13 protein-coding genes and 1 pseudogene are annotated in these 14,485 nt (G+C 71.1%); 7 read left to right on the top strand and 7 right to left on the bottom strand.

Annotated elements, in window-relative coordinates:
• The first annotated feature begins 59 nt into the window (after positions 1 to 59).
• Positions 60 to 1,421: a sigma-54-dependent transcriptional regulator FlbD gene (gene flbD / locus EOE48_RS13440; protein ID WP_127729830.1), complete on the top strand. Its 1,362-nt coding sequence runs from the start codon at positions 60 to 62 to the stop codon at positions 1,419 to 1,421.
• Positions 1,422 to 1,489: 68 nt separating this feature from the next.
• Here flbD and EOE48_RS30220 read toward each other — a convergent pair whose 3' ends face one another.
• Together EOE48_RS30220 and EOE48_RS13450 are read right to left on the bottom strand one after the other, a co-directional pair.
• Positions 1,490 to 2,326: a hypothetical protein gene (locus EOE48_RS30220; protein ID WP_127729834.1), complete on the bottom strand. Its 837-nt coding sequence runs from the start codon at positions 2,324 to 2,326 to the stop codon at positions 1,490 to 1,492.
• Between the two features lie 52 nt (positions 2,327 to 2,378).
• Positions 2,379 to 2,768, bottom strand: coding sequence for a hypothetical protein (locus tag EOE48_RS13450; RefSeq protein ID WP_127729837.1), 390 nt, complete (start codon positions 2,766 to 2,768; stop codon positions 2,379 to 2,381).
• Positions 2,769 to 3,100: 332 nt separating this feature from the next.
• On the opposite strand from EOE48_RS13450, the gene flhA reads away from it, so the two are divergent.
• Positions 3,101 to 5,218 (top strand): flagellar biosynthesis protein FlhA, encoded by a 2,118-nt coding sequence (flhA, locus tag EOE48_RS13455; RefSeq protein WP_127729841.1) that lies wholly within the window; start codon positions 3,101 to 3,103, stop codon positions 5,216 to 5,218.
• Positions 5,219 to 5,314: 96 nt separating this feature from the next.
• Here flhA and EOE48_RS30365 read toward each other — a convergent pair.
• The 3 genes and pseudogenes from EOE48_RS30365 to EOE48_RS13465 all read right to left on the bottom strand — a co-directional run bounded on the left by EOE48_RS30365 (position 5,315) and on the right by EOE48_RS13465 (position 7,629).
• Positions 5,315 to 6,720 (bottom strand): annotated as a pseudogene (locus EOE48_RS30365) (amidase).
• A 106-nt stretch (positions 6,721 to 6,826) separates the two neighbouring features.
• The gene (locus EOE48_RS30235; protein ID WP_281292763.1) at positions 6,827 to 6,949 is read right to left on the bottom strand and encodes a hypothetical protein; all 123 of its coding nucleotides are present in this window, start codon (positions 6,947 to 6,949) and stop codon (positions 6,827 to 6,829) included.
• 77 nt (positions 6,950 to 7,026) lie between these two features.
• Positions 7,027 to 7,629, bottom strand: a complete 603-nt coding sequence (locus EOE48_RS13465) for a TetR/AcrR family transcriptional regulator (protein WP_127729844.1) — start codon at positions 7,627 to 7,629, stop codon at positions 7,027 to 7,029.
• Positions 7,630 to 7,874: 245 nt separating this feature from the next.
• On the opposite strand from EOE48_RS13465, the gene EOE48_RS13470 reads away from it, so the two are divergent.
• Positions 7,875 to 8,840 carry a cation diffusion facilitator family transporter gene (locus EOE48_RS13470; RefSeq protein ID WP_127729847.1) on the top strand — a complete coding sequence of 322 codons (966 nt, stop codon included), beginning with the start codon at positions 7,875 to 7,877 and terminating at the stop codon, positions 8,838 to 8,840.
• On the opposite strand, the gene EOE48_RS13475 is transcribed toward EOE48_RS13470, so the two are convergent.
• A complete protein-coding gene (locus EOE48_RS13475) occupies positions 8,783 to 9,667 on the bottom strand; it encodes a helix-turn-helix transcriptional regulator (protein ID WP_127729850.1) in 885 nt (294 codons plus the stop codon). The genes EOE48_RS13470 and EOE48_RS13475 overlap by 58 nt on opposite strands.
• 130 nt (positions 9,668 to 9,797) lie before the next feature.
• Between EOE48_RS13475 and EOE48_RS13480 the strand changes: the two genes are divergently transcribed.
• The 3 genes from EOE48_RS13480 (at position 9,798) to EOE48_RS13490 (ending at position 12,310) form a co-directional block, all read left to right on the top strand.
• Positions 9,798 to 10,772: a threonine dehydratase gene (locus EOE48_RS13480; protein ID WP_127729853.1), complete on the top strand. Its 975-nt coding sequence runs from the start codon at positions 9,798 to 9,800 to the stop codon at positions 10,770 to 10,772.
• A gap of 188 nt (positions 10,773 to 10,960) precedes the next feature.
• Positions 10,961 to 11,185, top strand: a complete 225-nt coding sequence (locus tag EOE48_RS13485; protein ID WP_127729855.1) for a hypothetical protein — start codon at positions 10,961 to 10,963, stop codon at positions 11,183 to 11,185.
• 234 nt (positions 11,186 to 11,419) lie between these two features.
• Complete coding sequence (locus EOE48_RS13490) at positions 11,420 to 12,310, top strand: outer membrane protein (protein WP_127730210.1); 891 nt, start codon at positions 11,420 to 11,422, stop codon at positions 12,308 to 12,310.
• A 301-nt stretch (positions 12,311 to 12,611) separates the two neighbouring features.
• Here EOE48_RS13490 and EOE48_RS13495 read toward each other — a convergent pair whose 3' ends face one another.
• Positions 12,612 to 13,085 (bottom strand): Lrp/AsnC family transcriptional regulator, encoded by a 474-nt coding sequence (locus tag EOE48_RS13495; protein ID WP_246154319.1) that lies wholly within the window; start codon positions 13,083 to 13,085, stop codon positions 12,612 to 12,614.
• A 143-nt stretch (positions 13,086 to 13,228) separates the two neighbouring features.
• Here EOE48_RS13495 and EOE48_RS13500 point away from each other — a divergent pair, with 143 nt between their 5' ends.
• Entirely contained in the window at positions 13,229 to 14,242 is a 1,014-nt protein-coding gene (locus EOE48_RS13500) for a 1-aminocyclopropane-1-carboxylate deaminase (protein WP_127729859.1), read from the top strand.
• The last annotated feature ends 243 nt before the right edge of the window (positions 14,243 to 14,485 follow it).

The following is a 14,485-nucleotide window of genomic DNA, read 5'->3' on the forward strand; positions in this document are numbered from 1 at the left end:
CGATTGCCCTGCTGAGGGGCCTCTCCCGCCCCTCCCCTCACGTTCACGGAGTGCCCGCCATGCGGCTGTTGATCCTCGGACGCCTCAACGGCGAACTCGTCACCGCCTCCCGGATCGCCATGAGCCGGGGCGCCGCCGTCACCCAGGCCGACAGCGTCGAGCAGGGGCTCGCGGTGCTGCGCGCCAAGGGCGCCGACCTGCTGATGGTGGACGTGGCGCTGTCGGTCGGCGGCGTGGTGTCGGCACTCGCCGAGGAGCGCATCCGCACCCCCGTCGTCGCCTGCGGCACCGGCACCGACGCCCGCGCCGCGGTGGCGGCGATCCAGGCCGGCGCCAAGGAATACATCCCGCTGCCGCCCGATCCCGAGCTGATCGCCGCGGTGCTGGAGGCGGTCTCGGCCGATGCCCGCGCCTTCGTCTGGCGCGACCCGGCGATGGAGCGGGTGGTCAGGCTCGCCGAGCAGGTCGCGCGCTCCGACGCCTCGGTGCTGATCTCCGGCGAGAGCGGCACCGGCAAGGAGGTGCTGGCGCGCCACCTCCACGCCCGCTCCAACCGGGCCCGCAAGCCGTTCGTGAGCGTCAACTGCGCGGCGATCCCCGACGCCCTGCTCGAATCCGAGCTGTTCGGCCACGAGAAGGGGGCGTTCACCGGCGCGGTCGCCCGGCGCATCGGCCGGTTCGAGGAGGCGAGCGGCGGCACGCTCCTCCTCGACGAGATCTCCGAGATGGACGTGCGGCTGCAGGCGAAGCTCCTGCGGGCGCTCCAGGAGCGGGTGATCGACCGGGTCGGCGGCGGACAGCCGGTGAAGGTTGACCTGCGGGTTCTGGCGACCTCGAACCGCAACCTCGCCGAGGAGGTGCGCAAGGGGACCTTCCGCGAGGACCTGCTCTACCGCCTCAACGTCGTCCACCTGCGCCTGCCGCCCCTGCGCGAGCGCCCGGCCGACATCCTCGAACTCGCCGGCCACTTCGCCCGCAAGTACGCCGAGCTGAACGGCCTGCCGGCCCGGCCGCTCTCGGCCGAGGCGCGCCGGCTGGTGACGGGAAGCCCGTGGCGCGGCAACGTGCGCGAACTGGAGAACACCCTGCACCGGGCGGTGCTGCTCGCGGTCGGCGCCGAGATCGGGCCCGACGCGATCCTGTCGCCGGAGGGTGACGCGCTCGAGGCCGCGAGCCCGGCGAGCCGCGCCTCGCAGGCCGCCGAGGCGGTCACCCGCGGCCTCGTCGGGCGCACCGTGGCGGAGGTCGAGCGCGACCTGATCCTCGACACCCTCGACCACTGCCTCGGCAACCGCACCCACGCGGCGAAGATTTTGGGCATCTCGATTCGCACCCTGCGCAACAAGCTCAACGAGTATGTCGGCGCCGGCATCGCGGTGGCCGAGCCGGGTCAGGCGCGGGCGATCGCGGCCTACGGGTGAAAACGGAGACGGGGGCCCGAAAGCCCCCGCCGCGAGCCCAGGGGCTCGCTGTCGCTCAGATCGTCCGCTCAGAGCGGGATCGTGGTCTTCTCCGACCGGCGGGCCGGGGGCAGTTCGTCCTCGATGCCGACCTGACGCTCGCGGGTGGTGCCGGGCAGGTCGCGTTCGGCGGCCCGGTCGATCGCCTGGGCGGCGGGCGGGGCGCCGGCCGCGAACGGCATCCCGCCGGCGCCCGTATTGAGGCCGGTCGTGGTCGAGCCGGCGGCACCGATCGCGGTGTTGCCGACCTCGCCGCCGGCGACCGGGGCGGGGTTGCTCAGCGACCCGGTCTCGCCGCTGCGGCCGGTCCAGCCCTCGCTGCGCCAGCCGCGGGCGCGCTCGTCCATGTCGATCGAGCCGTGCTCCTTGAGGATGCCCATCACCTGATCGGCCCGGGCGTCGTCGGCCCGCACCGTCACCAGGGTGCCGCCGCGGCGCAGGCCCTCGGCGTAGCCGTGGGCCTCCTCCTCGCTCAGGCCGGCGCCGGTGAGCGAGCCGGCGAGGCCGCCCGCCGCCGCGCCGAGGCCGGCGCCGGTCGCAGTCGCGACGAGCCAGCCGGCGGCGACCACCGGGCCGACGCCCGGGATGGCGAGCAGGCCGAGGCCGGTCAGAAGCCCGGCGCCGCCGCCGAGCACGGTCCCGATCGTCGCGCCGGCGCCGGCGCCGTCACCGGCCTTCTCGGCGGTCTCGCCGGTATGCCCGGAGCCCACATGCCCGGTCCCGACATGGCTGGAATAGCGGTCACCCTCGTTCTGGGCGACGAGGCTGATGTCGGAATGCGGCACGCCGGCCGCCTCCACCTTGCGCACCGCGGCGGCGGCGTCGTCGTAGGAATCGTACAGGGCCGAGAGAGTGCGGGTCGCCATGGGGCGCTCCTTGTGCGAATGCGGGAAGGACGGGAACGAGGGGCTCAGCCGATCACTGGCCGGCGTTGACGTTGCCCTTGAAGTCGAGACCGACCATCACCGACTTGCCGGCATGCATCGCCTGCCCGCGCCAGATGCCCTGATCGTCCTTCTTCAGCTCCTTGACGTCGGTGAAGCCGCTCTGTTCGAGGCGGCTGCGGGCCTGTCCCTCGGTGAAGCTGTTGGCGCCGGGCTCCAGCTTGGCGTTCGTCACCGCGCCGGTGGTGGCCGGGTTGTTGCGGTCGACCGTGTCGGTGTTCGGCCGGGTCACCGCTTCCTGCCCCTGCGACCGGGTGCTGGGCTTGGCGTCGCGGGCCGGATCCCCGGTGACCGTGGTCTGGGCCTGGGCGATCCCGGTGCCGAGCATCGACAGGGCCGCGAGGGCGATGAGGGAGGTGCGCATGGACGCCTCGTAGGGTTGACTGCTGGATGCCGTCTCAATCGGGAAGCCATGCGGTTTGTTCCGCTTGCGTCAGCGGGATCGACGTATTGTCCGGCGACTGCCGCCGGTTGATCGTGATCCAGCGTAGCGGTTCCCGGAATTGTTCTGCTTTTTATCTGGAAATTTCGCGGTCGCCTGGAACGATCATTGCTTCTCCAGGGCAGCGACATCGACCCTAAGCTCGGCCTGTGCTGCACCGCGAAAGCGAGGCGGTCGGAAAGCCGGCCCTGTTAACCGTCCGCTAACCCTGTCCTGGGCAAATTCTGCCGGGTCGGCGTGGAGGCGTGCGGGGAATGAGCGAAGCGACGGGGGCGGCGCCGGGATTCCTGCGCGGCTTGAGCCTGCCGACGCGCGGCGACCTCGGCGTCATGCTGCGCCGCACCGACCTGATTCTCGCGATCGCGGTGATGAGCATCCTGGTGGTGCTGATCTTCCCGCTGCCCGCCCTGCTGCTCGACCTGCTGCTCGCGGTCTCGATCATCCTGTCGGTCCTGATCCTGATGACCGGGCTGTTCATCGAGAACCCGCTCGAGTTCACGGTCTTCCCGACGGTGCTGCTCATCACCACGATGCTGCGGCTGGCGTTGAACCTCGCCTCGACCCGCTTGATCCTCGCGCACGGCCACGAGGGCACGGCGGCGGCCGGCCACGTCATCGAGGCGTTCGGCCGCTTCGTGATGGGCGGCAACTTCCTGATCGGGGTCGTGGTGTTCGCGATCCTGCTGATCGTGAACTTCGTCGTCATCACCAAGGGCTCGGGCCGCATCGCCGAGGTCGCGGCGCGGTTCAGCCTCGACGCGATGCCCGGCAAGCAGATGGCGATCGACGCCGATCTCTCCGCCGGCCTCATCGACGAGAAGGCCGCCCGGGCCCGAAGGCAGGCGCTGGAGGAGGAGAGCGCGTTCTTCGGCGCCATGGACGGCGCCTCGAAATTCGTCCGCGGCGACGCGGTGGCGGCCCTGCTCATCACGGGCATCAACGTCGTGGGCGGCATCATCATCGGCACGGCGCAGCAGGGCATGGGCTTCGGCGACGCCGCCCGGACCTACACCCTGCTCACCGTCGGCGACGGGCTGGTCAGCCAGGTTCCGGCCCTGATCGTCTCGACCGCCGCCGGCCTGCTCGTGTCGAAGGCCGGCGTGCGCGGGGCCGCCGACCGGGCCCTCGGACGCCAGATCGCGAACTACCCCAAGGCGCTCGGCATGTCGGCGGCGGTGATGCTGCTGATCGCGCTCCTGCCCGGCATCCCGATGCTGCCGTTCCTGGCGCTCGGCGCCGGCGCCGGCTACCTCGCCTACCGCGTCGGCAAGATGCCGAGGCCCGCCGATCCCGACGCGGAGGCGCCGGCGGCGGCCGGGGGCGCGGCCGCCAAGGAGGAGACCGTCACCGACCTCCTCAAGCTCGACGACCTCAAGCTCGAGATGGGCTACGCGCTGCTCGCGCTGGTCAACGGCCAGGAGGGGCAGGACCGGCTCACCGACCAGATCAAGGCCCTGCGCCGTCAGCTCGCCGCCGAACTCGGCTTCGTGATGCCCTCGGTGCGCATCCTCGACAACGTCCAGCTCGACGCCAACGCCTACGTGATCCGCGTCAAGGAGATCGAGGCCGGGACCGGCCAGATCTTCCCCGGCCAGTTCATGGCGATGGACCCGATGGGCGGGCAGGTGCAGCTCCCCGGCCAGCACATGCTGGAGCCGACCTTCGGCCTGCCGGCGACCTGGATCGACGCGGCCTTGCGCGATCAGGCGCAGCTGCGCGGCTACACCGTGGTCGACGCCGCCACCGTGGTCTCGACCCACCTGACCGAGGTCATCAAGGCCCATGTCAGCGAGTTGCTCAACCACGTCGAGGTGCAGAAGCTCCTGAAGGAGCTGCCCAAGGAGCATTCCGAGCTGCTCAAGGAGGTGGTGCCGGCGCAGATCCCGACCACCGGCATCCAGCGGGTGCTGCAGTTCCTCCTCGCCGAGCGGGTCTCGATCCGCGATCTCGGCAGCATCGTCGAGGGCATCGCCGAGGTGGCGGGCCACGTGAAGAACCCGCGCGACATCGTCGAGCACGTCCGCGCGCGCCTCGGCCGCCAGATCTGCGCCCAGTACCAGGGGCCCGGCGGCGTGCTGCCGATCATCACCCTGTCGCCGGCCTGGGAGAGCGCGTTCCTCGAATCGATCGTCGGCCAGGGCGACGAGCGCCACCTCGCGATGCAGCCCTCGCGCCTGTCCGAGTTCGTCACCACCGTGCGCGACCGCTTCGAGGACGCCGCCCGGATGGGCGAGATGCCGGTGCTCGTCACCTCGGTCCAGGCCCGGCCCTTCGTGCGCTCGATCATCGAGCGCTTCCGCCGCGAGACGCCGGTGATGAGCCAGGCCGAGATCCACCCCCGCGCCCGGCTCAGGACCATCGGGTCGGTCTGACGACCGGGTCGGTCTGACGTCCCGGTCGGTCTCGGATCGAAACCCGACCAACGGCAGGCCCTGGACAGGCCAGCTTCCGGGTCGTCCATGAGACGATCAGAGGCTCGGATGAAGGTCGCGGACCGGGCTCAGTGTCTCCAGCACTGAAGCGGCGCGGAGGATCGTGCTCTCCGCCTGCCAGCGGCCCACCAGTTGCACGTTGATCGGCAGCCCCTCGCGGCTGGTCCCGAACCGCATCGACAGGCCCGGCAGGCCCGTCACGTTGAGCGGCACCGTCGCGCCCTGGAGGTAGGTCAGGTCGACGGTCTCGCCGTTGACGACGAGTTCCCTGATGCCGTGCTTGTGTGCCGGGACCGGCAGCACGGGGGTCAGGAGCACGTCGTAGTCCCGGAAGTAGGCCGCATAGCCGTCCCGAAGCCGTTCCGCCGCCTGCTCGGCCGCCACGTAATCCTTCATCGAGGTGTCCGGCAGCGACAGCATCGTCTTGGCCATCCTGTACATCTGGTCCTCGTGTCCGGCTGTCGCCTCGCGGAAGGCCGGCTTCATCTCCATGACGTGGAGCTTGTTGAACACGTCGAGGGCGAAGTCGCGCTCCAGCGCCGGGATGCGAACCTCATCCACGTGATGGCCCTCGCCCTTGAAGGCCTCGGCTGCGGCCTGCACGGTCGCCGCAACCTCGGTGTCGATGGGCCGAAGCCCGGTCCGACCATCCAGCCGACGCGGAGCCTGCGGTCCGGCGCAGCGCCGATGCCGGCGTCGAACGGAACGGTGCTGGTCGCGAAGGCATCCTGTCCGTCGGGGCCGGCGAGTTGCGAGAAGGCGAGCGCGAGGTCGCGGATCGAGCGCGCCATCGGGCCGACGTGCCAGAAGCGGCGCGGGGCCCGCGGCCAGATGCCGGTCATCGGCACGCGCCCGTGGGTCGCCTTCAGCGAGACGATGCCGGTCTGGGCGGCCGGACCGCGCACCGAGATGGCGAGATCGGTGCCCAGCCCCAGCGGCGACATGCCCGCCGCGATGGCGGCCGACTCGCCGCCGCTCGACCCGCCCGGCGTGCGCTCGAGGTTCCAAGGGTTGTTCGAGCGGCCGGAGAGCAGGTTGTCGCTCTCGATCCAGTAGGAGAACTCGGGAAGGTTCGTCTTGGCGAGCAGGATACCGCCGGCCTTCTTCATGCGGGCGACGCTGGTCGCGTCCGTGTCGGGCGTGCGGCCCTTGAAGATGGGTGAGCCGCGCTGGGTGAGAACGCCCGCGGTGTCGATGGAGTCCTTCACGGTGAACGGCACGCCGTGAAGCGGTCCGAGTTCCCCGCCCGCCATGACCGCGGCCTCTGCGTCCTTCGCCGCGGCGAGCGCGTCCTGCGCGACCGTGACGATGGCGTTGACTTTCGGGTCGACCGCCTCGATGCGGTCGAGGTGTGCCTGCACGACCTCGACCGGCGAGACCTGACGGGTGCGGATCAAGTCGGCGAGACGGGTCGCGTCCGAGAAGACGATATCGGTGGTCATGAGCTGGGATCCTCGAGGTCGTGATGCGGGCGGATCGCCCCGGTCGAGCCGGGAGACGATCGTGCGGTGGGCCGGTGCGGGTGCCGCCCGGGCGGCGCCCGCGTCCTCAGCGGCTGGCGAGACGCGCGACGGGACTCTTTGCGGCGGGGCCGGAGGAAGCCGGGTCCCGGCCGGTGCCGCCGGGGCGGTCGGGCGCGGTCGGCACCATCAGGATCTTCATCGTCGTCATCTCCTGTCGTGAGTAGACCGGTCGTCTTGGATCGAAGCGTGAAGAGAGGCCGTTCCGGCAAGCCTGGAACGGGATGGTCAGGGCGATGGAAGGCCGAGGATGCGACGGGTGGTCCCTATGGCAGCCTCGAACGGTCCGTCGGCCCGGACGATCTTGGCCATCAGGCTCGCACCGAGCCAGACGTGGTACAGGTCCTCGGCGGCCGTCTGCGGATCGCTCTCCACCGTGAGCGAGCCTTCCGCCACACCTGCCGCGACGGAATGCGACAGCCGTTCGATGATCGCGGCGGTGCCCCTCTTGAGGGCGAGGCGCATCGCCTCGGACAGGTCCGAGACTTCCGCCGCAAGCTTCACCGCGAGGCACTTGCGCTGGTAGTCGATGCTCCCCTGCGTGGCCTGCCACTTGCGCCAGTAGTTCATCAGGCGCTCTGCATGGGTCAGCCCCGGCTCGGCGAGCGTCGTGTCGAGGGCAGCGAGGTAGGTTTCGAAGTAGTCCGCCAGGAGGGCTTCGCCGAAAGCCTCCTTGGAGCTGAAGTAGTGATAGAACGAGCCCTTCGGCACGCCGGCGGAGGTCAGGATCTCGTTGAGCCCGACCCCCGAGAATCCCCGCGCGCCGACGAGGCCGTAGGCGGTGTCGAGGATCCCCTGGCGGGTATCGGTCTGTGCGGTGACGCGTGCCATGACAGCGAGATAGAATGAATTAGACCGGTCGTCTAGAGGCGGCGCAACACTTTTTCGCTGGAAGGACCAACGGAGTTCGGCAGGCAGTGTGGTAGCCCGCGGGCATCCCTTCGTAGGGCCCGGCCGAAGGGCTTGAACGCGGGCGACCGGGTCGGTCCGACCCGTTGCGACGCCGCGACGCCGTCTCGCGTTCGTCGGGCGGGGGCGATAGACCTCGACCGCACAGGCGACCGGGACAGCAGCCGATGGGACACGATCACGACCATCACGGACACGACCATGGCGACCACGGCCATGCCGGCCACGGCCACGGTCCGGGCGGCCACGTCCACGCCCCGGCGGATTTCGGCCGCGCCTTCGCGATCGGCATCGCGCTCAACCTCGCCTTCGTGGTGATCGAGGCGGGCTACGGCTTCGCCAGCGATTCGGTCGCGCTCCTCGCCGATGCCGGCCACAACCTGTCCGACGTGCTCGGCCTCGTCGTCGCGTGGATCGCCGCGACCCTCGCCCGCCGGGCGCCGACCGCGCGCTACACCTACGGCCTGCGCGGCTCGTCGATCCTTGCCGCCCTGTTCAACGCGGTGTTCCTGCTCGTCGGCGTCGGCGCCATCGCGTGGGAGGCGGTGCAGCGCATCGGCACGCCGCAGCCGGTCGCCGGGCTGACCGTGACGATCGTCGCCCTGGTCGGCATCGCGGTCAACGGCGGCACCGCCCTGCTGTTCGCCTCCGGCCGGCGCGGCGACCTCAACGTGCGCGGCGCCTACCTGCACATGGTCGCCGACGCGGCGGTCTCGGCTGGCGTCGTCGTGGCCGGCCTCGTCATCCTCGCCACCGGCTGGACCTGGATCGACCCGATCGTGAGCCTCGTCATCGCCGGCATCATCGTGGCGAGCACCTGGGGGCTGCTGCGCGACAGCGTCGCGATGTCGCTCGCCGCGGTGCCGCCCGGCATCGACCCCGACGCGGTGCGCCGCTGCCTCGCCGAGCGCCCCGGCGTCGCCGAGATCCACGACCTCCACGTCTGGCCGATGAGCACCACCGAGACGGCGCTGACCGCCCATCTGGTGATGCCGGGCGGCCATCCCGGCAACGCCTTCCTCAACGAGTGCGCGGCGCTGCTGCGCCAGCGCTTCGGCATCGGCCACGTCACGCTTCAGGTCGAACTGGCCGGCGGCCCCGCCTGCATCCTGGCGCCGGAGGGCGTGCTGTAGGACAGCGAATCCGCCGCGAACCGGCCCGGGGTCACCCCGAACGCGGCTCGGAAGCGGTTGATGAGGTGGCTCTGGTCGAAGAAGCCCGCCGCGACCGCGGTCTCGGCGGCGCCGACGCCGCGGGCGAGCAGGTCCTTGGCCCGGCGCAGGCGGATCTGGGTCAGGTAATGATGGACCGACAGGCCGGTGGCGGCGCGAAACACCCGCATGAGGTGGAACTCGCTCAGCCCGGCCGCGGCGGCGACCTCGCCGACCCGGACCGGCCGGTGATGATGCGCCTCCAGGAACGCGATCGCGTCCCCGATCGGCGCCCGGGACGACGGCGGGGCGCCGCCGCGGGTGCGCTCGCCGTAGCGGGCCACGAGGGCGCCCAGCGCCCCGGCGAGGGCGCAGTGCTTCTCGAGCGGGTCGCGGCTGCGTTCGAGGACCGCGTGGGCGCGCAGCAGCACCCGGCTCATCGCGGCGTCGTGGCGCAGGAGCTGGGCGCCGAAGTCGAGGCCGCCGGCCCCGCCGAGCCGGTCGTCGGCGAGGTCCGCGAGGAAGCCGGGCGGGGGATAGAACGCGCAGTAATCCCAGCCGCGATCGGGTTCCGCGGCCTCGCCGGCATGGACCTCGCCGGGCGGGATGACGAGGAGCATCCCGGCCGAGGCGACACCGCGGTGCCGCGCCACCCGGTGCCGCTGCGCCCCGCGCGAGAACACCGCCACGACGAACTCGTCGTGCGAATGCAGCGGGTAACTGTGGTCGAAGCACGAGGCCCGCAGCAGGTCGAGGCCCGCCGGCAGGCTCGGATCCCGCCACAGCCGCATGCGGTCGCGCCCTGGCATGCCGCCTCCGTGAACTGTCCCGGGGGATGATAGCCCGCGGACCGGCCGGCTTTCGAGCCGCAGGATCGTCCAATCCGGCCGACCCGAAGCCGCGATAGGGCGGGCACCCCGACGGGAGGCAAGACCGCCGATGACCCTCTTCACCGCGGCCGAACTGGCCGAGGCCACCGCTTTCGTTCAGGCGCGGATGCCGGCGACGCCGCTGCACCACTGGCCGCAGCTCGACGCGCCGACCGGAGCCCGGGTGTGGATCAAGCACGAGAACCACGCCCCGACCGGCGCCTTCAAGGTCCGCGGCGGGCTCACCCTCGTCGACTGGCTGCGCCGGACGCACCCCGATTGCCGCGGCATCATCACGGCGACGCGGGGCAACCACGGCCAGAGCCAAGCCCGCGCCGCCACCGCGGCCGGGTTGCGGGCGGTGATCTACGTGCCGCACGGCAACTCGCCGGAGAAGAACGCGGCGATGCGCGCCTACGGCGCCGACCTGCGCGAGTTCGGCCGCGACTTCGACGAGGCCCGCACCCAGGCGATGCGGGTCGCCGCCGAGGAGGACCTGTTTCCGGTCCCACCGTTCCACCGCGAGCTGGTGCGCGGGGTCGCGACCTACGCGGTCGAGATGTTCCGCGCCAAGCCCGACCTCGACACCGTCTACGTGCCGATCGGCTGCGGCTCGGGGATCTGCGGCGTCATCGCGGCCCGCGACGCCCTCGGCCTGGACACCCGGATCGTCGGCGTGGTCGCGGCCGGGGCGCAGGGCGCGCTGCTCTCCGCCCGGGCCGGCCGGGTGATCGAGACGCCGAGCGCCCAGACCTTCGCCGACGGCATGGCGGTGCGGGTCCCGGTGGCGGAGGCGCTCGCGATCTACGGGCCGGGCGCCGAGCGCATCGTGGCGGTCGGCGAGGACGGGATCGCAGACGCGATCCGCCTGCTCTACCGGGCCACCCACAACCTCGCGGAGGGCTCCGGCGCCGCCGGGCTCGCGGCGCTGATGCAGGAGCGCGACGCGATGGCCGGCCGCACCGTCGGGCTGGTCCTGTCGGGCGGCAACATCGATGCGGGCGCGATGGGCGTGGTGCTGTCGGGGGAGACGCCCGCGGCCTAGAGCACCGAAAGGTGAGAACCGGCTCTCGGGCCGATGCGGCACCCGAACCTGGAGACACGTCCCGGATCCAGGATCCGGGACGGGTTTCCCGGGCGCGGCCCGTTCCCTGCCTGGGACGACGGAACCTTGCCGGGCCCGGCCGCGTGATCCCGGCAGGTCGAGAGTCCCGCAGGTCCAGGAGCCCCAGCATGACCGAACCCGCGACGCCGCCCGGCGCCGGAGCGCCGTCCGGTGCCGGACCGGCACCCGAGACCGAGGTGCAGGAGGAGGCATTCCGCATCCCCGACGCCGTCGCCGCCGCCCTGACCGAGTTCGCTGCGATCGAGCAGCTCACCCGCGGCGAGGCGATCTGCACCATCCTGACCGCGTATCTGCGCCAGAGCGGTTATCTCAGCTGGCGCTCGGATCCCTGAACCGGTGTCGGTCGGCACCGCGCCGCGATGGACAGTCCAGACCAGTTCCAGTCCCGGCCCCGGAAAAGTTCCGCCGACGTATGAATTTTTCTTTGACGCGATAATACGTTGTGGCCCTCGGCGAAAAATCGCGCGCTCGGGCGGCTCCATTCCCCGGTGTTGCCCGAAAGGCATAGCGAACGGCCCCGCCCAAGCTACACTGTGCGCATACACGAGGCACAGGTGGGTCACACAGTGAGCAACAAGGTTCTCCTCGCCGGCGCGGCCGCGGCGCTTCTCTCCGGCGCCGCCCAGGCCGCCGACCTGCCCCGGCGGATGGAGCCGGTGCCGCCGGTGTTCACGCCGGTCCCGGTGTTCTCCTGGACCGGCTTTTACGCCGGCCTGCACACCGACTACGTGTTCACCGACCGCCAGCGGATCGTCACCCGCGGCAACGACGTGACGCCGACCGACACGATCGGCAACGTCCGCACCCTGCGCCGGGCCCCGGTCGTCAGCAGCGTGCAGGACGGCTTCGCCAATGTCGGCGGCGGCATCGGCTACAACTACCAGTTCACGCCCGGCTCCGGCTTCGTCGTCGGCCTCCAGGCCGACTGGGCCTGGACCGACATCACCAAGGCGATCTCCTATCTCGGCCCGGTCCAGGCCAACGGCCTCCAGGATCCGAGCGGCTACCGCCAGAGCCTCGACTGGCTCGGCACCGTCGTCGGCCGCGCCGGCTACGCCTTCGACCGCCTGTTCGTCTACGGCATGGGCGGCTTCGCCTACGGCAGCGTCGACTACCGGGCGAACTTCTACAACCAGGCCAACGTGCTGGCCTATACCGGCCGCTACAGCGACATCGAGACCGGCTACGCCTATGGCGGCGGCATCGAGTACGCCCTCCCGGCCGACAGCTTCTTCAGCCGCTTCAACGTGCTGAGCCTCGTCGGCATCCAGACCGCCGCGGTGACGATCAAGGCCGAGTACCTCCACTACGACCTCGGCCGCCGCAACGTGCTCGTCAACAACACCGGCCTCGTGGCGGCGGCGGGCCCGAGCCCGCGCGGCTCCTACACCTCGCGCTTCGAGACCGAGGGCAACCTCGTCCGCGCCGGCTTCAGCTACAAGTTCAACGGCCTCTGATCGGACCGTCGGGCGCCCGCTGCTCCGGTCCCGGTCCGGGCAGCGGTATCCGCCTCGTCGGAATGCTCTGGCGCCATCGGCGATCAGCGCCGTGCCTCGTATCCGTGCGGCCGCCGTTCCTTCCGGGACGGCGGCCGTCGCCGTTTCGGGCGGGTCCGGCTGGCCGTGCGCGGCGGCCCCACCCCCCGCACGACGGCGTGGGACGGCGTTTCGGGTGACCGGCCGAGACCTCGCGATGTAACGATCCCCGGCGACCGGTCGCAGACCGTCGGGCGCGCCGCCCCGGGCACCGGAATGGCGCTCAGAAATCCAGCGGCGCGTTGTCGACCACCTCCTTCATCACGAAGAAGGTGCGGGTCTGGCGCACGCCCGGCAGCGCGATGAGCTGCTCGCCGTGGATGCGGTTGAAGTCGGCCATGTCGCCGACCCGGATCTTGAGGAAGTAGTCGAAGTCGCCGGCGACGAGGTGGCAGTCGAGCACGAAGCTCAGCCCGGCCACCGCCCGCTCGAACGTGCCGAAGCTCTCCGGCGTCGAGCGGTCGAGGACGACCCCGACCATCACCAGCGCGCCGCGGTCGACCGCCCCCGGCGCCACCATCGCCCGCACGCCGCGGATGAACCCCTCCCGCATCAGCCGCTGGGTGCGCCGGTGGCAGGTGGCCGGGCTGACGTTCACCCGCTGCGCCAGCTCGGCGTTGCTGAGCCGCCCCTCGGCCTGGAGCAGGCGCAGGAGCTTGAGGTCGATCCGGTCCAGGGCAGTGGAAGGATCTTTCACCGAATCACTCATGGCTGCATCGATCTTCCGCAGAACCGGCACCGGCGCGCGGCATTCTCCGCACGGCTGCGCCACTTAGAAAGCACCTTCCAGTAGAGCGATGCTAGCTTGAGCCCGTCATCACCGCCAGGACGCGAGCCGCCATGCTGGACAAATTCGAGCGCTATCCCCTCACCTTCGGCCCGACGCCGATCGAGAAGCTGGAGCGGCTCGGCGCCCATCTCGGCGGCAAGGTCGAGATCTACGCCAAGCGCGAGGACTGCAACTCGGGCCTCGCCTTCGGCGGCAACAAGCTGCGCAAGCTCGAATACATCGTGCCGGACGCGATCGCGTCGAACGCCGACACGCTCGTCACCATCGGCGGCGTCCAATCCAACCACACCCGGATGGTCGCCGCGGTGGCGGCGAAGATCGGCATGAAATGCCGGCTGGTGCAGGAATCCTGGGTCCCGCACGAGGACGCGGTCTACGACCGGGTCGGCAACATCATGCTCAGCCGCATCATGGGCGCCGACGTGCAGCTCGTCGACCGCGGCTTCGACATCGGCATCCGCGAGAGCTGGCAGGAGGCGATCGACGACGTGAAGGCCAAGGGCGGCAAGCCCTACGCCATCCCGGCCGGCGCCTCGGTGCACAAGTACGGCGGCCTCGGCTATGTCGGCTTCGCCGAGGAGGTGCGGGCGCAGGAGGCGCAGCTCGGCTTCCGGTTCGACTACGTCGTGGTCTGCACCGTCACCGGCTCGACCCATGCCGGCATGCTGGTCGGCTTCGCCAAGGACGGCCGCGAGCGCCGGGTGCTCGGCATCGACGCCTCGGCGACCCCGGCCCAGACCAAGGCGCAGGTGCTCGACATCGCCCGCAACACCGCCACCCTGGTCGAGCTCGGCCGCGAGTTGTCGGCCGACGACGTCGTGCTGATCGAGGACTACGCCTACCCGATCTACGGCGTGCCGTCCGAGGAGACCAAGGAGGCGATCCGGCTGTGCGCCCGGCTGGAGGGCATGATCACCGACCCGGTCTACGAGGGCAAATCGATGCAGGGAATGATCGACCTCGTCCAGAAGGACTATTTCCCGGCCGGGTCGCGGGTGCTCTACGCCCATCTCGGCGGCGCCCCCGCCCTCAACGGATACGGCTACGCCTTCCGCAACGGCTGACGCGACGCCCCAGGGCCATCGCTTCTGAGCGATGGCCCTTGTTTCCTGCCTGGCCTCAGGCGCCGGCGTTCGCATCCGCTCACTTGGCTCTCGCTCCGCTTACGCGTTCGAGGGGACATTCGTCCCCTCGAACCCGCTCCGCAGGGCGCTTTTCGCGCCCGCCATGGAGCGTCGCCCTGCGGGCGACCGCAGGACAATCGCTGAAGCGATCGCCCTGCTGCGCCCCCGGCTGGGGTGGATGCC

It is taken from the genome of Methylobacterium oryzihabitans, assembly GCF_004004555.2.
Lineage (GTDB): Bacteria > Pseudomonadota > Alphaproteobacteria > Rhizobiales > Beijerinckiaceae > Methylobacterium > Methylobacterium oryzihabitans.

Excerpts from the sequence above, each read along its gene's own strand:
- flbD (WP_127729830.1), top strand. The coding sequence starts at position 60 with ATGCGGCTGTTGATCCTCGGACGCCTCAACGGCGAACTCGTCACCGCC.
- EOE48_RS30220 (WP_127729834.1), bottom strand. The coding sequence starts at position 2,326 with ATGGCGACCCGCACTCTCTCGGCCCTGTACGATTCCTACGACGACGCC.
- EOE48_RS13450 (WP_127729837.1), bottom strand. The coding sequence starts at position 2,768 with ATGCGCACCTCCCTCATCGCCCTCGCGGCCCTGTCGATGCTCGGCACC.
- flhA (WP_127729841.1), top strand. The coding sequence starts at position 3,101 with ATGAGCGAAGCGACGGGGGCGGCGCCGGGATTCCTGCGCGGCTTGAGC.
- EOE48_RS30235 (WP_281292763.1), bottom strand. The coding sequence starts at position 6,949 with ATGACGACGATGAAGATCCTGATGGTGCCGACCGCGCCCGACCGCCCC.
- EOE48_RS13465 (WP_127729844.1), bottom strand. The coding sequence starts at position 7,629 with ATGGCACGCGTCACCGCACAGACCGATACCCGCCAGGGGATCCTCGAC.
- EOE48_RS13470 (WP_127729847.1), top strand. The coding sequence starts at position 7,875 with ATGGGACACGATCACGACCATCACGGACACGACCATGGCGACCACGGC.
- EOE48_RS13475 (WP_127729850.1), bottom strand. The coding sequence starts at position 9,667 with ATGCCAGGGCGCGACCGCATGCGGCTGTGGCGGGATCCGAGCCTGCCG.
- EOE48_RS13480 (WP_127729853.1), top strand. The coding sequence starts at position 9,798 with ATGACCCTCTTCACCGCGGCCGAACTGGCCGAGGCCACCGCTTTCGTT.
- EOE48_RS13485 (WP_127729855.1), top strand. The coding sequence starts at position 10,961 with ATGACCGAACCCGCGACGCCGCCCGGCGCCGGAGCGCCGTCCGGTGCC.
- EOE48_RS13500 (WP_127729859.1), top strand. The coding sequence starts at position 13,229 with ATGCTGGACAAATTCGAGCGCTATCCCCTCACCTTCGGCCCGACGCCG.